Here is a 14,002-nt window from a genome sequence, read left to right as displayed (position 1 = left end):
CTCGTGCGCATGACTGACGACGTACGCGGCGATCTGCTGCAGCAGATCAAGGACAAGGCCGTGGTGCACGGCAAGGTGACGCTCTCCTCCGGCAAGGAGGCCGATTACTACATCGACCTGCGCCGGATCACCCTCGACGGAGCGGCCGCGCCCCTCGTCGGGCAGCTGATGCTGGACATCACCGCCGACCTGGACTACGACGCGGTCGGCGGGCTCACGCTCGGTGCCGACCCGGTCGCCACCTCGATGCTGCACGCCGCCGCGGCGCGCGGCCGCCGGCTGGACGCGTTCGTCGTCCGCAAGGCGCAGAAGACGCACGGGATGCAGCGGCGGATCGAGGGCCCGGACATCAAGGGCCGCCGGGTCCTGGTCGTCGAGGACACCTCCACCACCGGCGGCTCGCCGCTGACCGCCGTCGAGGCGGCGCGCGAGGCGGGTGCGGAGGTGGTCGCGGTCGCCACGATCGTGGACCGCGGGGCGGAGTCGGCGATCGCCGACGCGGGCCTGCCGTACATCACCGGCTACCGCCTCGGAGACCTCGGCCTCGCCTGAGCCTTTGCCGGTAACCCGGCACTGACCAGCGGTTATCGCAAACGGGTGGCCGGTTTCACGTGAAACCGGCCACCCCTTTGTGTGCCGGTGGCGTGTACGGGATGTGGAGCAAACCGCCGAGTCTGGGAAGATGAGCTACGGCGATGTCGTCGCCCCCTGGTCAGGGCCAAGAACGCACACCCGCACATCACAAGGAGCGGACAGATGCCCATCGCAACTCCCGAGGTCTACAACGAGATGCTGGACCGGGCGAAGGCAGGCAAGTTCGCCTACCCGGCCATCAACGTGACCTCGACGCAGACTCTGCACGCAGCGCTGCGTGGTTTCGCCGAGGCCGAGAGCGACGGCATCGTCCAGATTTCCACCGGTGGTGCGGAGTTCCTGGGCGGCCAGCACAACAAGGACATGGTGACCGGCGCCGTCGCGCTGGCGGAGTTCGCGCACATCGTCGCGGAGAAGTACGACATCAACGTCGCGCTGCACACCGACCACTGCCCCAAGGACAAGCTGGACGGCTACGTCCGTCCGCTGCTGGCCGTCTCCGAGCAGCGGGTGGCCAAGGGCCAGAACCCGCTGTTCCAGTCCCACATGTGGGACGGTTCCGCCGAGACCCTGGCCGACAACCTGTCCGTCGCCCAGGAGCTGCTGGCCCAGGCCGCCGCCGCGAAGATCATCCTTGAGGTCGAGATCACCCCGACCGGTGGCGAGGAGGACGGCGTCACCCACGAGATCAACGACGAGCTGTACACCACCGTCGACGACGCGCTGCGGACCGCTGAGGCGCTGGGCCTGGGCGAGAAGGGCCGCTACCTGCTCGCCGCCTCGTTCGGCAACGTGCACGGCGTCTACAAGCCGGGCAACGTCGTGCTCCGCCCCGAGCTCCTCAAGGACCTCCAGCAGGGCGTGGGCGCCAAGTACGGCAAGCAGTCCCCCTTCGACTTCGTCTTCCACGGCGGCTCCGGCTCCACGGCGGAAGAGATCGCCACGGCGCTGGAGAACGGCGTCGTCAAGATGAACCTGGACACGGACACGCAGTACGCGTTCACGCGTCCGATCGCGGACCACATGTTCCGCAACTACGACGGCGTCCTGAAGGTCGACGGCGATGTCGGCAACAAGAAGGCCTACGACCCGCGTAGCTGGGGCAAGCTCGCCGAGGCCGGCATGGCCAAGCGCATCACCGAAGCCTGCGCCAACCTCCGCTCCACCGGCACCAAGATCAAGTAACCCTCCAGGCCCCGAGGCCCCGGCCCGCCGCACGCGCGGACCGGGGCCTTCGCAAGCCTGGAGCGGCCGCGCGTCGTGCGCGATAGGGCCGGTGGGTGGAGGGCTCGGGGCCACTCCAGCGGGGCCACTCCCCCCCCCCAGCCTTCGGCCGGGGGCGCTTGTTGAGCGGATGGCGCCGGACGATCTGCGGGAGCTGTTCGAGCGGGTGGTGCCACCGGCTCCGCAGCGTCCGCAGGGCGGTGGCCGACGGCGGCACGGTGACCCGGGAGGTGCTGGCCGCGATCGTTTTCGTGGCCACCTCGGGCTGTACCTGGAATCGGCTGCCGCCCGGCTTCGGCCTGTCAGGGGTGGCGGCCTTGCGCCGGTTCACCGAGTGGTCCCGGGCGAGAGTGTGGGCCAGGCTCTACCGTCTGGTCATCGACGAACTCGGCTTGCGCGGGGAGCTCGACCGGTCGCGCTGTGCGATCGACTCCGTCAGCGTCCGGGCCCGAAAAGGGGGGGCACTGACGGGGCCGAACCCGACCGACCGCGGCAAGAACGGATCGAAGATCCATCTCCTCGTCGGCCGGAACGGCCTGCCCCTGTCGCTGGGCACCTCCGCCGCCGGCCTCCACGACAGCCGGGCGCTGATTCCGCTGGTCCGCGGCCTCCCTCCCCCGATCCGCTCCCACCACGGCCCCCGGCGCCGACGGCCCGCCAAGCTCCGCGGCGGCAAGGGCCACGACTACCCCCACCTGCGCCGCTGGCTGGCCGCACGCGGCATCCGCCACCGCATCGCCCGCAAAGGCATCGAGCCCTCCCACCGCTTGGGCCCGCCGCCTCGCCGAATGAAATGGTGTCTCAGTACACGGCCCACGCCGAGCGGGCACTCGCCGACGGGACTCCGGAGGCGATCCACTGGTTCCTCGTCACCGGCCGGCACATCGCCCGTGCCCGCGGCGAGGAGAAGGCGACAATCGATCAGCCGCCACCATTGGATAGCTGACCTGGTAGCGGATTTCTGTCCCGCGAGAGCAGAAGTAAAATAGAAGAGACGGGTGGCGGTACCCCACCACCACCCGGCCATTCACCCTTCCCGTCTGAGAGAGTTCTTCATGTTCGGTTCCGGTCTTTCCGTCGGCCAGTGGATGGCGCTTGCGGCTGCGACTTCATTTCTCCCCGGCCTCGCCATGCTGCCGTACATCCGGAAAGCGAAGAAGAAGGCGCTGGTTCCTCTCTTCTTCGTCGTTCCCGCCGGCATCGGAGCGCTCGGCATCTGGGGGAGCGCCGCGGCCCGTGGTTACGGCGCGGCGGAATCCCTTGAGATGTACGCCTGGTGCATGGCAGGTCTGGCACTGCTCATCGTCCTCGGCCGTCCCCAGATCAAGAGGAACGAAGAACTTCGGGCTGCGGGCAAGGAGATGGAGCAGGCATCGGGTCTCTATATGGCGGTGGTCTTCGCGTCCCTGGGAATCGCCGCTGTACTTGCTTTCCTGGTCAGGAAATACCTCATTGGGTGACCCCTCGTCCCGTGTGATGGGTCCCACATTCGATCGTCGTTGATCCACGCCTTCCACCGCCATCTCCGGCTGGACTTTCCGTGAGGGGAATGATTGTGTTGGCGTCGCTTCCGGTGGGGAATGCGTAAGAATTCCCCCTTCTCCTTCCTGGGCGTGCAGAAATCTTGGGGCGCTGATCAGGCGGTCTGGGGCATCACGTAGCCGTGGGCGGTGTCGCCCCGAGAAAGTGCCCCGCACCTTCCTCGCGGTCTGGGAGCTCAACGTCAGCTACGAGCGCCGCATCTACGCACAGGACGCCCTGCCGTTCACTGATGAGGAGCAGTGACCCGGGCGTCACACGCCGCACAGTGCCGCCGGGCCGGGACGAACAACACCGGGGCGAACCGCCAACGGGGGCCCAGCCCCCTGAGGTACGTAGTCGACTGGCCCCTCCGGGAAGATGGGAGCATGGCCATTCACCAGAACCTCCTAGGGGGCCCGCCCCCCACCGAACTCCCCGACGACCCCGAGCCCCGCGAACTCCTCGCCTCGGGTGCCGCGCCGACGGACGTCGCGGCGAAGTATCCGACCTCCTCGCTGGCCTGGGCGCAGCTTGCCGACGACGCGTTCCAGGCGGGCCGTACGGTCGAGTCGTACGCGTATGCCCGTACGGGTTACCACCGGGGCCTGGACGCGCTGCGTCGGGCCGGCTGGAAGGGCCACGGCCCGGTGCCGTTCGAGCATGAGCCCAACCGGGGTTTCCTGCGGGCGCTGCACGCTCTCGCCCGTGCCGCGCAGGCCATCGGCGAGCAGGAGGAGTACGAGCGGTGCTCGACGTTCCTGCGGGACTCGTCGCCGACCGCGGCCGACACCCTTTCGTAGGGCGCTGAGCTGCGCTTCCGGCTGATCGCCGGGGCGGAATCGGGGCCGGCCGCGCCAGCGCGGCCGGCCCTTCGCACGCCGTGAGCGACCTCTTGCGCGCCTTTCGTGGAGCACGGATGATGCCAGTGGGCCGGAAGATTCCGTGCCTGAGGGGACCGGGGCTCCGTTGCCGACGGGAAGGAGCGGACCGCTACCCGGAAGCCAGCAGCATCGAGGAGTTCCTCATGTCGCAGCAGTCCGCCCCGCAGTGTCAGCCGGAGACCGATGAGGTCCGGCGGCCCGACCTGAGCATCGGCAGTACGGACACGACGCCGTACGAGGACTACGTCCACGCGGATGTGCTCACCCACCTCCAGCATCCGCTGTCCGACGATCCGGGCGAGATGGCGTTCCTGGTGACGACCCAGGTGATGGAGCTGTGGTTCACGGTCGTGGTGCACGAGTGGCACACCGCGGCGCAGGCGTTGCGCCGGGACGAGCTGCCGGTGGCGATGGAGGCGCTGGAGCGCTCGTCGCGGCAGCTGGAGGCGCTGAACGCGGCGTGGAAGCCGTTGGCACGGCTGACGCCGGCGCAGTTCAACGCGTTCCGGGGCGCGCTGGGGGAGGGTTCGGGATTCCAGTCCGCGATGTACCGGCGGATGGAGTTCCTGCTGGGTGAGAAGTCGGCGTCGATGCTGGTGCCGCACCGGGGCGCGCCGCGTGAGTACGCCGAGCTGGAGAAGGCGTTGCAGGAGCCGAGCCTGTGGGACGAGGTGCTGCGGCTGCTGGCGCGTCGGGGGTACGGGATACCCCGTGAGGTGCTGGAGCGTGAGGTGACGGAGCGGTACGAGCCGGACGCGCGGGTCGAGGCCGTGTGGGCCGAGGTGTACGCGGGGCCGCGGGACGGTGAGCTGGTGCGGCTCGGTGAGGCGCTGACGGACGTCGCGGAGCTGGTGTGGCGCTGGCGGAACGATCATTTGGTGGCGACGCGACGGGCGATGGGAGCCAAGATGGGGACCGGTGGTTCGGCGGGCGTGGCATGGCTGGAGAAGCGGGCCAGCAAGAACGTTTTTCCGGAGCTGTGGACGGCACGTAGCCATGTCTGACCCGGCAGGGCGCGCCGCTGCGCTGGACGAGGAGGACGACCTCCGCCCCGTGAGGGAGAAGTTCGTCCTGGACGACACCGTGTACCTGGACGGGAACTCGCTGGGCGCGCTGCCCGGCCACGTACCCGGCCGCGTCGCCGACGTGATCACCCAGGAGTGGGGCGAGCTGCGCATCCGCTCCTGGGAGGAGTCGGGCTGGTGGACCGCGCCGGAGCGCGTCGGCGACCGGATCGCCCCGCTGCTCGGCGCCGCGCCGGGACAGGTCGTGGCGGGCGACTCGACCAGCGTCAACGTGTTCAAGGCGGTGGTCGGCGCGGTACGGATGGCGGGCGCGGGCCGGGACGAGATCCTCGCCGACGAGGCGTCCTTCCCGACCGACGGCTACATCGCGGAGTCCGCGGCGCGCATGACGGGCTGCACCCTGCGGGCCCTGCCGGCCGCGCGGATTCCCGACGAGGCCGGGCCCCGTACCGCGCTCGCGCTGGTCAACCACGTCGACTACCGCACCGGACGGCTCAACGACCTGCCCGGCATCACGGCCGCCCTGCACGACGCCGGAGCCCTGGCGGTCTGGGACCTGTGCCACAGCGCGGGCGCCCTGCCGGTGCGGCTGGACGCCCACGGTGTCGACCTGGCGGTGGGCTGCACGTACAAGTACCTGAACGGCGGGCCGGGCGCGCCCGCGTACCTGTATGTGCGCGAAGAGCTCCAGGCACGCTTCGACTCGCCGCTGCCCGGCTGGAACTCGCACGCCGTGCCCTTCGGCATGGACCCCGCGTACGCCCCGGCCGACGGCATCGTCCGCGGCCGCGTCGGCACCCCCGACATCCTGTCCATGCTCGCCCTGGAGGCGGCCCTGGACGTCTGGGACGGCGTGTCCGTCGAGGCCGTACGGGCCAAGAGCCTCGCGCTCGGCGACTTCTTCCTGGAGTGCGTGGACGCGCACGTACCCGAAGGGCGGGTGCGCTGCGTCACCCCGCGCGAGCACCCGCAGCGGGGCAGCCAGATCGCGCTGGCCTGCGCGGACGCGGGAAAGGTGATGCCGGAGCTGATCCGGCGCGGAGTGGTCGGCGACTTCCGCCATCCCGACGTGCTGCGCTTCGGCCTCACGCCGCTCTACACGTCCTTCGCGGACGTGGCGCGGGCCGCGCGGGTGCTGGGCGAGGTCATGGGGTGAGCGGTCCGGGCGCCGCGGACGAGGAGGCGTCGCTGCTCGGCCTCGCGCCCGTGGCGCCCGACGTGACGCTGGCGTACGGGCCCCACCCGGACCAGGTGATCGACCTGTACGGACCGCGGAACGAGGGGCCGGTGGTGCTGCTGTTGCACGGTGGCTTCTGGCGCGCGGCGTACGACCGTACGCATCTGTCGCCGCTCGCCGCGGAGCTGGCCCGGCACGGGCTGCCGGTCGCGCTGGCCGGATACCGCCGGTCCGGCACGGGCGGGGGCTGGCCGGCCACGTACGAGGACGTGGCGGCCGCGACGGCAGCGGCCGGGCGGCCCGTGGTGGCCGTGGGGCACTCCGCGGGCGGGCACCTCGCGCTGCTCCTCGCGGCGGCGCACCCGCACCGCCGCACCACGGACGCGCCGCGGCGGATCATCGCCGTGGCGCCCGTCGCCGACCTCGCGCACGCCCACGAGCTGGGACTGAGCGACGGCGCCGTGGCGGAGTTCCTGGGCGCCGAACCAGGGTGGGCGGACCGGCTCGCCGCGGCGGACCCGGTACGACGGCTGCCGGGCACGGTTCCCGTGACGATCCTGCACGGCACCGCCGACGCCGACGTGCCCGTCGGACTCTCCCGCCGCTACGTACGGGCCGCCGAGGCCGCCGGCGGCACCGCCCCGCGGCTGCGGGAGCTCGCCGGAACCGGCCACTACGCGCCCGTCACCCCCGGCACCGCCGCCTTCCGCGTCCTCCTCGCCACCCTGCGTAGTACTTGAGGAGGAGGGCACCGGATCCACTCAGGAGGGGACGACCGGAGGCCGCACTCTGCATACCGTGGTGTACGTGAACCAGACGACCCACACGCAGCGCGACGACCTGCGCTCGGAAGCCCGACTCGTCCGTGGCGCGCTGAACCGGCTGCGCCAGGACCTGATCGTGGACGCCTTCGCCTTCCGCCCGATGCTGCCCCTGGACGACGCCCGCGTGTCCGGGTGGTCGTGGGTCCCCCAGCGGCTGCGCCGCCATGTGCGCTGGGCCCCGCACGTCGTGCTCACGGCCGTCGCGGCCGTGGTGTTCCTCGGGACCACGAGCGTGATGGCCCGCGACAGCGCGCTGGGTTTCCTCATCACGACGGTCTTCACCTTCCTGCTCGCCGCACCGATCGTGCTGACCCTCTTCCGGCCGGTCGGCGCGTTCTGGCTGTCGGGCGGGGCGGTCGGCTTCTCGATGCTGGCGTACGCCGTCACCGGGACCGGGTCCTCCGGGTACGAGGTCGGCCTGATGACCCACACCGCGGTGATGGTCCTGGTCGTGCTCCGTACCCGGCCCCGGCTGGCCGCCGAGATGTGGCTGGTCACCATGGCCGCGGCCGGGGTGCTGGTGCTGCTCGTGCCCCGGACGATCTCGCACATGGCACCGTTCGCGGTGCTGGCGGTGCTCGTGCTGACCCCCGCCGCCGCCATCCGCGCCTGGCGCGAGGAGCGGCAGAACGTGGTCGAGACGCAGACCGCCACCGCCGAGGAACGTTCCCGGCGCACCCTGCTGGAGGAGCGCGCCCTGATCGCCCGCGAGCTGCACGACGTGGTCGCGCACCACATGTCGGTCATCGCCATCCAGGCCGAGGCCGCCCCGTACCGTGTCAAGGACACCCCGCCCGAGCTGGCCACCTCCTTCTCGACCATCCGGGAGAACGCGGTGGCGGCGCTGACCGAGCTGCGCCGCATCCTCGGTGTCGTCCGGTCCGAGGACCCGGACGCCTTCGCCGACGCCGACCCGGAGGCGCCGCAGCCGACCCTGGCCAGCCTGGACTCGCTGCTGGCGAGCGTGCGCAGTGCGGGACTGGAGGTCGAAGCGGTGATCACCGGTTCGCCGCGGTCGCTGCCGCAGGGCGTCGAGCTGTCCGCGTACCGCATCGTCCAGGAGGCGCTGAGCAACACCCTGCGGCACGCGCCGGGCGCCGAAGCGCGGGTGGAGATCTCGTACGTGCTCGGCGGGATCGGACTGCGTATCGTCAACGGCAAGGCGAGCCGCCTGGCCAAACCGTCACCGGGGGCCGGGCACGGCGTACTGGGAATGCGGGAACGGGTGCAGATGCTGGGCGGGGAGATGACGGCGGACCACACCGAAGAGGGCGGGTTCGAGGTCGCGGCCTTCATCCCGGTGTCGGCGGCGCAGAGCGCGGCGGAGGGGAAGACGGCGTGATCCGGGTAATGATCGTGGACGACCAGGTGATGGTCCGTGAGGGCTTCTCGGTGCTGCTGGGCGCGATGCCGGACATCGAGGTCGTCGGCGAGGCCGTGGACGGCCGGCAGGCGGTGGCCAAGGTCGCCGAGCTGCGGCCCGACGTGGTGCTGATGGACATCCGGATGCCGGAGATGAACGGGCTGGAGGCGACCCGTGAGATCGTCGCCGCCGACGCGGACGCCAAGGTGCTGGTGCTGACCACCTTCGACCTCGACGAGTACGTCTACCAGGCGCTGCGGGCCGGGGCGAGCGGCTTCCTGCTCAAGGACGCCTCGGCGGGCCAGCTCGCGGAGGGCGTACGGATCGTCGCGAACGGCGAGGCGCTGCTCGCGCCGGCCGTCACCAAGCGGCTGATCTCGGAGTTCTCCAAGCTCGACACGCCGCGGGCGCCCACCCAGGAACGCATCGGCGACCTCACCGAGCGGGAGACCGAGGTCCTGGTGCTGGTGGCCCAGGGTCTGTCCAACGGTGAGATCGCCGAGCATCTGGTCGTGGCCGAGTCGACGGTGAAGACGCACGTCAGCCGGATTCTGGTGAAGCTGGGACTGCGCGACCGCACCCAGGCGGCGGTCTTCGCGTACGAGGCCCGGCTGGTCACGCCGGGCGGGTGAGGAGCGGCGGGCCGGGCCGGTGGATCACAGTCGTGCGATGTCGGACTTGGCCCGCAGCAGGGTGTCGCGGGTGATCACCACGATCCTCTCGTAGTCGGCGCGGCTCGCGTCGTCGGGCAGCTTTCCGTCCAGGTCGGCTGTCATGTCGGTCCCGATGACGGCGAAGCGGCCGTCGCTCAGCTCGAAGAGGTCGGGGCAACTGCCGTTGCCCATGCTGCCGCGCTCCTGAGGAGTGGCGCCCAGCCGGCGGGAGATGTCGAGTGTCGTCATCGGGCCGGAATACCCCGGCGGTATGCGGCAGCGCGAGTCGAATTGCGGAAGTCTCCCTTTCCAGCGCTGGTCGATACACCTGTGAGCGCTTTACGGCTCGGTGTGTTGACCTTCGATCAAACGCAGGTTCGGGGAATGCGGCGCCTGTGCGTTCGACTGGGTCAGTGCCTCGTCGACGAGAGCGGCGAAGCGGTGTTCGTGGGAAGCCGGGTCCATTTCGGCGCGCATGGAGCGGGCCGCTTCCCAGTACCCGCGGAAGGCCGGCGACCGGACGATGTACCGCAGATGGCCCAGCGCCTCGCGGTCGTCGAGCATCTCCAGCTTGTGCGCGAGCATGGAATGGCAGTAGATCAAATTGGCGTACAGATACTGCCGGTTCTCCGTCGATGACAGTTCCGGCGCGAAAGCGGGCCAGACCTCGGCCAGTTCCGGATCGCCGATGCTCATCTTGAGCAGGTCCATGTGCAGGTGCCGCAGGTCGGCCTCGGCACTGCGGTGCAGCTCGCCCGCCGACCGGCGCATCTCGTCCCGCTGTAGCTCCAGCTCGGCCCGTTGCAGGCGCATTTCCGCGCGTTGCAGTTCCAGTTCCTCACGTTGCAGCGAGGTCTCGTCCCGTTGCAGACGCAGCGTCCTCGCCATGTAGAACAGCACCAGTACGGCAGTGGAAGAAGCCGCGGCGCCATAGGCCTGGCCCGCGTTCCCACTGCCCGGAGTGCGCAGTCCGGGCACCATCGTCATGATCAGGCTGAACAGCACACAGGCTGCTCCGGCCGTCAGGACGACCCCCAGATTCCGCATCACCCAAAGCGCCCTGCGTGGTCCCGTTCGGTTCACTGACACCTCCGCCGCCCCTAGGCGTGGAATTGCGGCGTGCCGGCCCATTCCGCGCCGTCATCGCCGCCCGCGGGAGTTGTGCCCAGCCGGAAACGCGGACAACCGCGCCCCGCCGCGTGGCGCGGGGCACACCGGCGCGGAACGGCCCACTCTCGCTCCACTGGTCGTTCCGGGACGCTCGTGGAGCAGCGGTGGCGGCGGGAGGTCTCTACCAGTTGGAGCGGGTGGGGAGCGCGGGCGCCGGACCGGCGTACGCCCCCGGGCGGATATCGCTCCCGCCGGATGACGCACCGGCGGCGTACGGGGGAGGGCGGGGGAGTACGGGAAGTACGGCGCCGGAGTCCGCTACGGCTCCGGCGCCGCACGCTGGGGGTGGTACCCGCGGTCAGCCGATGTCGCGGCGGCGCAGCGCGGTCAGGCCCGCCGCCACGAACACCGCCGTCAGGGCGAGCAGCCAAAGGAAGGGCGCCGCGGTGGCCTCACCGCCCGGCAGCTTCGGGAGGTGGCTGAAGGGCGAGAGGTTCATCGCCCACTGGGGGAGCTGGACCGCCGGGCCCACCCAGCCGATGCCGAGACAGCCGCCGACCACGGCCCAGGTGGCGGCGGCCGCCTTGGGCAGGGCGCCCACGAGCAGTACCGCGAGGCCGGTGAGGGCCCAGACCGCGGGCGTCTGGGCGAGTGCCGCGCCCACCGCGGGGCCGAGTTGGCCCCCGACGTCGCCGACGGTCAGTCCGTACGTGAAGCCGAGGCCCAGGCCGCCGAGGAGGAGGATGAGGGCCGTACCGAGGAAGGCGACGGCCAGGTGCCCGGCCGCCCAGCGCAGGCGTCCCACGGCGCCGGCCAGGACGGGTTCGGCGCGGTTGGCGGTCTCCTCGCCGCGCAGCCGGAGCACCGCGCCGGCCGCGTAGAGGGCCGCGACCATGCCGAGCATCCCGGTCAGCGCGGCGACGAACGCGTCGGTCAGGCCCTGGTGCCCGCCCATCCGCTCGAAGATCTCACGGGTCCGCTCGTTGTCGCCGACCAGGTCGGACGCGCCGTCGGTGATACCGCCGAAGACGGCGCCGGCGAGGAGGAAGCCGGCCGACCAGCCGAACACGGTGGTCCGTTGCAGGCGCCAGGCGAGACCGGTGGGGCCGCTCAGGGAGGCGGGCGCGCGGGCCGGTCCCGGACGGGCCGGCAGGAAGCTCATGCCGAGGTCGCGGCGGGCGGTGAGGGAGTACGCGGCGCCGACCGTGACGGCCGTGCCCGCGAGGAGGAGCAGCAGCACCCACCAGCGCTCGTCGGCGAACGCGCGCAGGTTCTCGGCCCAGCCGACGGGGGAGGCCCAGGTGAGCGGGGAGGAGGCGTCCTCGGTCGCGGCGTCGCCCGCGGCCCGCAGCACGAAGGCCGCGCCCAGTACGGCACCGGCCAGACCCTTGGCGGCCCGCGCGCTCTCGGTGAGCTGCGCGGTGACCGCCGCCAGCCCGGCGAAGACCAGTCCGGTGCCGCCGACGGCGAGGCCGAGGGCCAGCGCCCCGTCCGCCGGCCGGCCGGAGGCGGCCAGTCCGGCGGTGACGAGCAGGGCCAGCGCGGCGTCGGCGACGAGCGCGGCGAGCAGGGCCGCGGTGAGCGGGGCGCGCCGGCCGACCATGGCGGCGGAGAGGAGTTCCTGGCGGCCGGTCTCCTCCTCCTCGCGGGTGTGGCGTACGACGATCAGCAGGCTCATCACGCCGGCCAGCAGAGCGGCGAGGCCGCCGATGCGCCAGGCGGTCAGGCCGCCCAAGGAGTCGCTGAACACCGGCCCGTAGAGGGCGCGCAGCGAGCCGTTGCCGGTCATCGAAGCCGCCACTTCCGCGCGCTTGGCGGGCGTGTCGTAGAGCGTGTCGAGGGTGCTGCCCATGCTGACGACGGTCAGTCCGAGCAGTACCACCCAGGCCGGGATCATCAGCCGGTCGCGGCGCAGGGCCAGGCGCAGCAGGGTCCCGGTGCCGGCCAGGTCGCGGGAGCCGCCGGTACGGGCGGCGGCGGGCAGCGTCACGGTGGTCATCGCAGCGTCGCCTTCTCGGAAGCGGAAGCGGAGGCGGAAGCGGAGGCGGAGGCGGCGTCGGCGTCGGCCGTGCCCTGCGCGGCTCGGGTGCCGTCCTGGTAGTGGCGCAGGAACAGCTCCTCCAGCGTGGGCGGCGTGCTGGTCAGGCTGCGCACCCCGGACGCGCTGAGCGAGCGCAGCACCGCGTCCAGCTTGTCGGTGTCCACCTGGAGCCGGACCCGGTGGCCCTGGATGTCGAGGTCGTGCACACCGGGGAGGCCGGAGAGCCCGTCGGGGGCGCCGGCCAGTTCGGCGGTCACGCTCGTACGGGTCAGGTGGCGCAGGTCGGCGAGGGAGCCGGACTCGACGGTACGGCCCTTGCGGATGATGCTGACGCGGTCGCACAGTGCCTCGACCTCGGACAGCACATGGCTGGAGAGCAGCACCGTGCGTCCGCGGTCGCGCTCCTCCTCGACGCAGTCCTGGAAGACCTCCTCCATCAGCGGGTCCAGCCCGGAGGTCGGCTCGTCCAGGATGAGCAGGTCCACGTCGGAGGCGAACGCGGCGACCAGGGCGACCTTCTGGCGGTTGCCCTTGGAGTACGTGCGGCCCTTCTTGGTGGGGTCCAGCTCGAAGCGCTCCAGGAGGCTGTTCCGGCGGGCCGTGTCGAGGCCGCCGCGCAGCCGCCCGTAGAGGTCGATGGCCTCGCCGCCGGAGAGGTTGCGCCAGAGCGTGACGTCGCCGGGGACGTACGCGATCCGGCGGTGCAGGGCGACGGCGTCGCGCCACGGGTCCCTGCCCATCAGCCGCGCGCCACCCCCGTCGGCGCGCAGCAGTCCGAGCAGGACGCGGATGGTGGTGGACTTGCCCGCCCCGTTGGGGCCGAGGAAGCCGTGCACCTCGCCGGTCTCGACGTCGAGGTCGAGACCGTCCAACGCGTGGGTCCGGCCGAAGGACTTGCGGAGGCCGGACACCGAGATTGCCTTCGTCATGTTTTTGAACGTACGCTTCCTTCACAAATTTGTGAAGTTAAAAAAGCGTATAAAGTCAGTGATCGTGAAGCGTCCGTCCGGGGGAGCACGGGAGAGGATCAGAGGGTGAGCGAGCAGGCAGAGCAGCGGCAGGACGGGGACACCGGGCGCGACGAGGAGGCGGTCTCCCGGTTCGTGGAGCGCTTCGCCTCGGAGCTGACCGAGGCGGGCATGCAGCGGATGGCCTCCCGGGTCTTCGCGGCGCTGCTCGCCTCCGACTCCGGTGCCCTCACCTCGGCCGAACTGTCCGAGCGGTTGCAGATCAGCCCCGCCGCCGTCTCCGGCGCGATCCGCTACCTGGTGCAGGTCAGCATGGTCCGCCGGGAGCGCGAGCCGGGCACCCGTCGGGACCGCTACCGGCTCCTGAACGAACTCTGGTACGAGACGCTGGGCAACCGCGACAACGTGCTGACGCGCTGGGAAGACGTCCTGCGGGAGGGCGCGAAGTCGCTCGGGCCGGGCACCCCGGCCGGTGCCAGGGTCGCCGAGACCGTCGCCTTCTTCGAGTTCATGCAGGGCGAGCTCGCCAGGATGCTGGAGCGCTGGCGTGAGTACCGGGACAAGGAGCTGCGCGGCGAGGGCTGAGGGGGGCTGCGGGAACCTCCGCCGCGGGGCGTCGCC

Annotated in this window: 15 protein-coding genes and 1 pseudogene; 12 read left to right on the top strand and 4 right to left on the bottom strand. The window is 71.4% G+C overall.

The genetic code is table 11. From position 1 onward, the window contains the following. The first annotated feature begins 9 nt into the window (after positions 1–9). The 11 genes and pseudogenes from pyrE to ACZ4QV_RS32360 all read left to right on the top strand — a co-directional run bounded on the left by pyrE (position 10) and on the right by ACZ4QV_RS32360 (position 9,241). A complete protein-coding gene (gene pyrE, locus ACZ4QV_RS32410) occupies positions 10–552 on the top strand; it encodes an orotate phosphoribosyltransferase (RefSeq protein WP_150237071.1) in 543 nt (180 codons plus the stop codon). 204 nt (positions 553–756) lie between these two features. After that, entirely contained in the window at positions 757–1,779 is a 1,023-nt protein-coding gene (fbaA, locus tag ACZ4QV_RS32405) for a class II fructose-bisphosphate aldolase (protein ID WP_361638436.1), read from the top strand. A 169-nt stretch (positions 1,780–1,948) separates the two neighbouring features. Beyond that, positions 1,949–2,615, top strand: a pseudogene (locus ACZ4QV_RS32400) (IS5 family transposase); the annotation flags it as partial. Next, complete coding sequence (locus tag ACZ4QV_RS32395; protein WP_361638434.1) at positions 2,615–2,764, top strand: ALF repeat-containing protein; 150 nt, start codon at positions 2,615–2,617, stop codon at positions 2,762–2,764. The pseudogene ACZ4QV_RS32400 and the gene ACZ4QV_RS32395, both read left to right, overlap by 1 nt. 52 nt (positions 2,765–2,816) lie before the next feature. Then, positions 2,817–3,278 carry a hypothetical protein gene (locus ACZ4QV_RS32390; protein ID WP_361638432.1) on the top strand — a complete coding sequence of 154 codons (462 nt, stop codon included), beginning with the start codon at positions 2,817–2,819 and terminating at the stop codon, positions 3,276–3,278. A 447-nt stretch (positions 3,279–3,725) separates the two neighbouring features. Then, entirely contained in the window at positions 3,726–4,139 is a 414-nt protein-coding gene (locus tag ACZ4QV_RS32385; RefSeq protein ID WP_030023205.1) for a DUF3151 domain-containing protein, read from the top strand. Positions 4,140–4,363: 224 nt separating this feature from the next. After that, positions 4,364–5,224, top strand: coding sequence for a tryptophan 2,3-dioxygenase family protein (locus tag ACZ4QV_RS32380; protein ID WP_361581143.1), 861 nt, complete (start codon positions 4,364–4,366; stop codon positions 5,222–5,224). Then, positions 5,217–6,401, top strand: a complete 1,185-nt coding sequence (gene kynU, locus ACZ4QV_RS32375; protein WP_467763774.1) for a kynureninase — start codon at positions 5,217–5,219, stop codon at positions 6,399–6,401. Before ACZ4QV_RS32380 ends, kynU begins: the two co-directional genes overlap by 8 nt. After that, positions 6,398–7,162 carry an alpha/beta hydrolase family protein gene (locus tag ACZ4QV_RS32370; protein WP_467763773.1) on the top strand — a complete coding sequence of 255 codons (765 nt, stop codon included), beginning with the start codon at positions 6,398–6,400 and terminating at the stop codon, positions 7,160–7,162. Before kynU ends, ACZ4QV_RS32370 begins: the two co-directional genes overlap by 4 nt. A 67-nt stretch (positions 7,163–7,229) precedes the next feature. Then, complete coding sequence (locus ACZ4QV_RS32365) at positions 7,230–8,588, top strand: sensor histidine kinase (protein ID WP_361157323.1); 1,359 nt, start codon at positions 7,230–7,232, stop codon at positions 8,586–8,588. 8 nt (positions 8,589–8,596) lie between these two features. Beyond that, positions 8,597–9,241, top strand: a complete 645-nt coding sequence (locus ACZ4QV_RS32360) for a response regulator (RefSeq protein WP_031005084.1) — start codon at positions 8,597–8,599, stop codon at positions 9,239–9,241. 24 nt (positions 9,242–9,265) lie between these two features. On the opposite strand, the gene ACZ4QV_RS32355 is transcribed toward ACZ4QV_RS32360, so the two are convergent. The 4 genes from ACZ4QV_RS32355 to ACZ4QV_RS32340 all read right to left on the bottom strand — a co-directional run bounded on the left by ACZ4QV_RS32355 (position 9,266) and on the right by ACZ4QV_RS32340 (position 13,342). Next, positions 9,266–9,511, bottom strand: coding sequence for a hypothetical protein (locus tag ACZ4QV_RS32355; protein WP_361157320.1), 246 nt, complete (start codon positions 9,509–9,511; stop codon positions 9,266–9,268). A gap of 90 nt (positions 9,512–9,601) precedes the next feature. Next, positions 9,602–10,267 (bottom strand): DUF6082 family protein, encoded by a 666-nt coding sequence (locus ACZ4QV_RS32350; RefSeq protein WP_361157317.1) that lies wholly within the window; start codon positions 10,265–10,267, stop codon positions 9,602–9,604. 463 nt (positions 10,268–10,730) lie between these two features. After that, positions 10,731–12,371, bottom strand: coding sequence for an ABC transporter permease (locus ACZ4QV_RS32345; protein WP_467763772.1), 1,641 nt, complete (start codon positions 12,369–12,371; stop codon positions 10,731–10,733). Continuing rightward, on the bottom strand, positions 12,368–13,342 hold the full coding sequence (locus ACZ4QV_RS32340) for an ABC transporter ATP-binding protein (RefSeq protein WP_361581156.1): 975 nt from the start codon (positions 13,340–13,342) through the stop codon (positions 12,368–12,370). The genes ACZ4QV_RS32345 and ACZ4QV_RS32340 overlap by 4 nt, the downstream gene beginning before the upstream one ends. A 105-nt stretch (positions 13,343–13,447) precedes the next feature. Here ACZ4QV_RS32340 and ACZ4QV_RS32335 point away from each other — a divergent pair, with 105 nt between their 5' ends. Beyond that, on the top strand, positions 13,448–13,966 hold the full coding sequence (locus ACZ4QV_RS32335) for a GbsR/MarR family transcriptional regulator (protein WP_361157309.1): 519 nt from the start codon (positions 13,448–13,450) through the stop codon (positions 13,964–13,966). Positions 13,967–14,002: the final 36 nt, after the last annotated feature.

The organism is Streptomyces sp. NPDC026394 (genome assembly GCF_055567735.1).
This window is presented reverse-complemented; position numbering and strand designations above follow the sequence as displayed.

What these genes read in the sequence shown, in the direction of transcription:
- pyrE (WP_150237071.1), top strand. Translation starts at nt 10, where the DNA reads ATGACTGACGACGTACGCGGCGATCTGCTGCAGCAGATCAAGGACAAG.
- fbaA (WP_361638436.1), top strand. Translation starts at nt 757, where the DNA reads ATGCCCATCGCAACTCCCGAGGTCTACAACGAGATGCTGGACCGGGCG.
- ACZ4QV_RS32385 (WP_030023205.1), top strand. Translation starts at nt 3,726, where the DNA reads ATGGCCATTCACCAGAACCTCCTAGGGGGCCCGCCCCCCACCGAACTC.
- ACZ4QV_RS32380 (WP_361581143.1), top strand. Translation starts at nt 4,364, where the DNA reads ATGTCGCAGCAGTCCGCCCCGCAGTGTCAGCCGGAGACCGATGAGGTC.
- kynU (WP_467763774.1), top strand. Translation starts at nt 5,217, where the DNA reads ATGTCTGACCCGGCAGGGCGCGCCGCTGCGCTGGACGAGGAGGACGAC.
- ACZ4QV_RS32360 (WP_031005084.1), top strand. Translation starts at nt 8,597, where the DNA reads ATGATCGTGGACGACCAGGTGATGGTCCGTGAGGGCTTCTCGGTGCTG.
- ACZ4QV_RS32355 (WP_361157320.1), bottom strand. Translation starts at nt 9,511, where the DNA reads ATGACGACACTCGACATCTCCCGCCGGCTGGGCGCCACTCCTCAGGAG.
- ACZ4QV_RS32345 (WP_467763772.1), bottom strand. Translation starts at nt 12,371, where the DNA reads ATGACCACCGTGACGCTGCCCGCCGCCGCCCGTACCGGCGGCTCCCGC.
- ACZ4QV_RS32340 (WP_361581156.1), bottom strand. Translation starts at nt 13,342, where the DNA reads ATGACGAAGGCAATCTCGGTGTCCGGCCTCCGCAAGTCCTTCGGCCGG.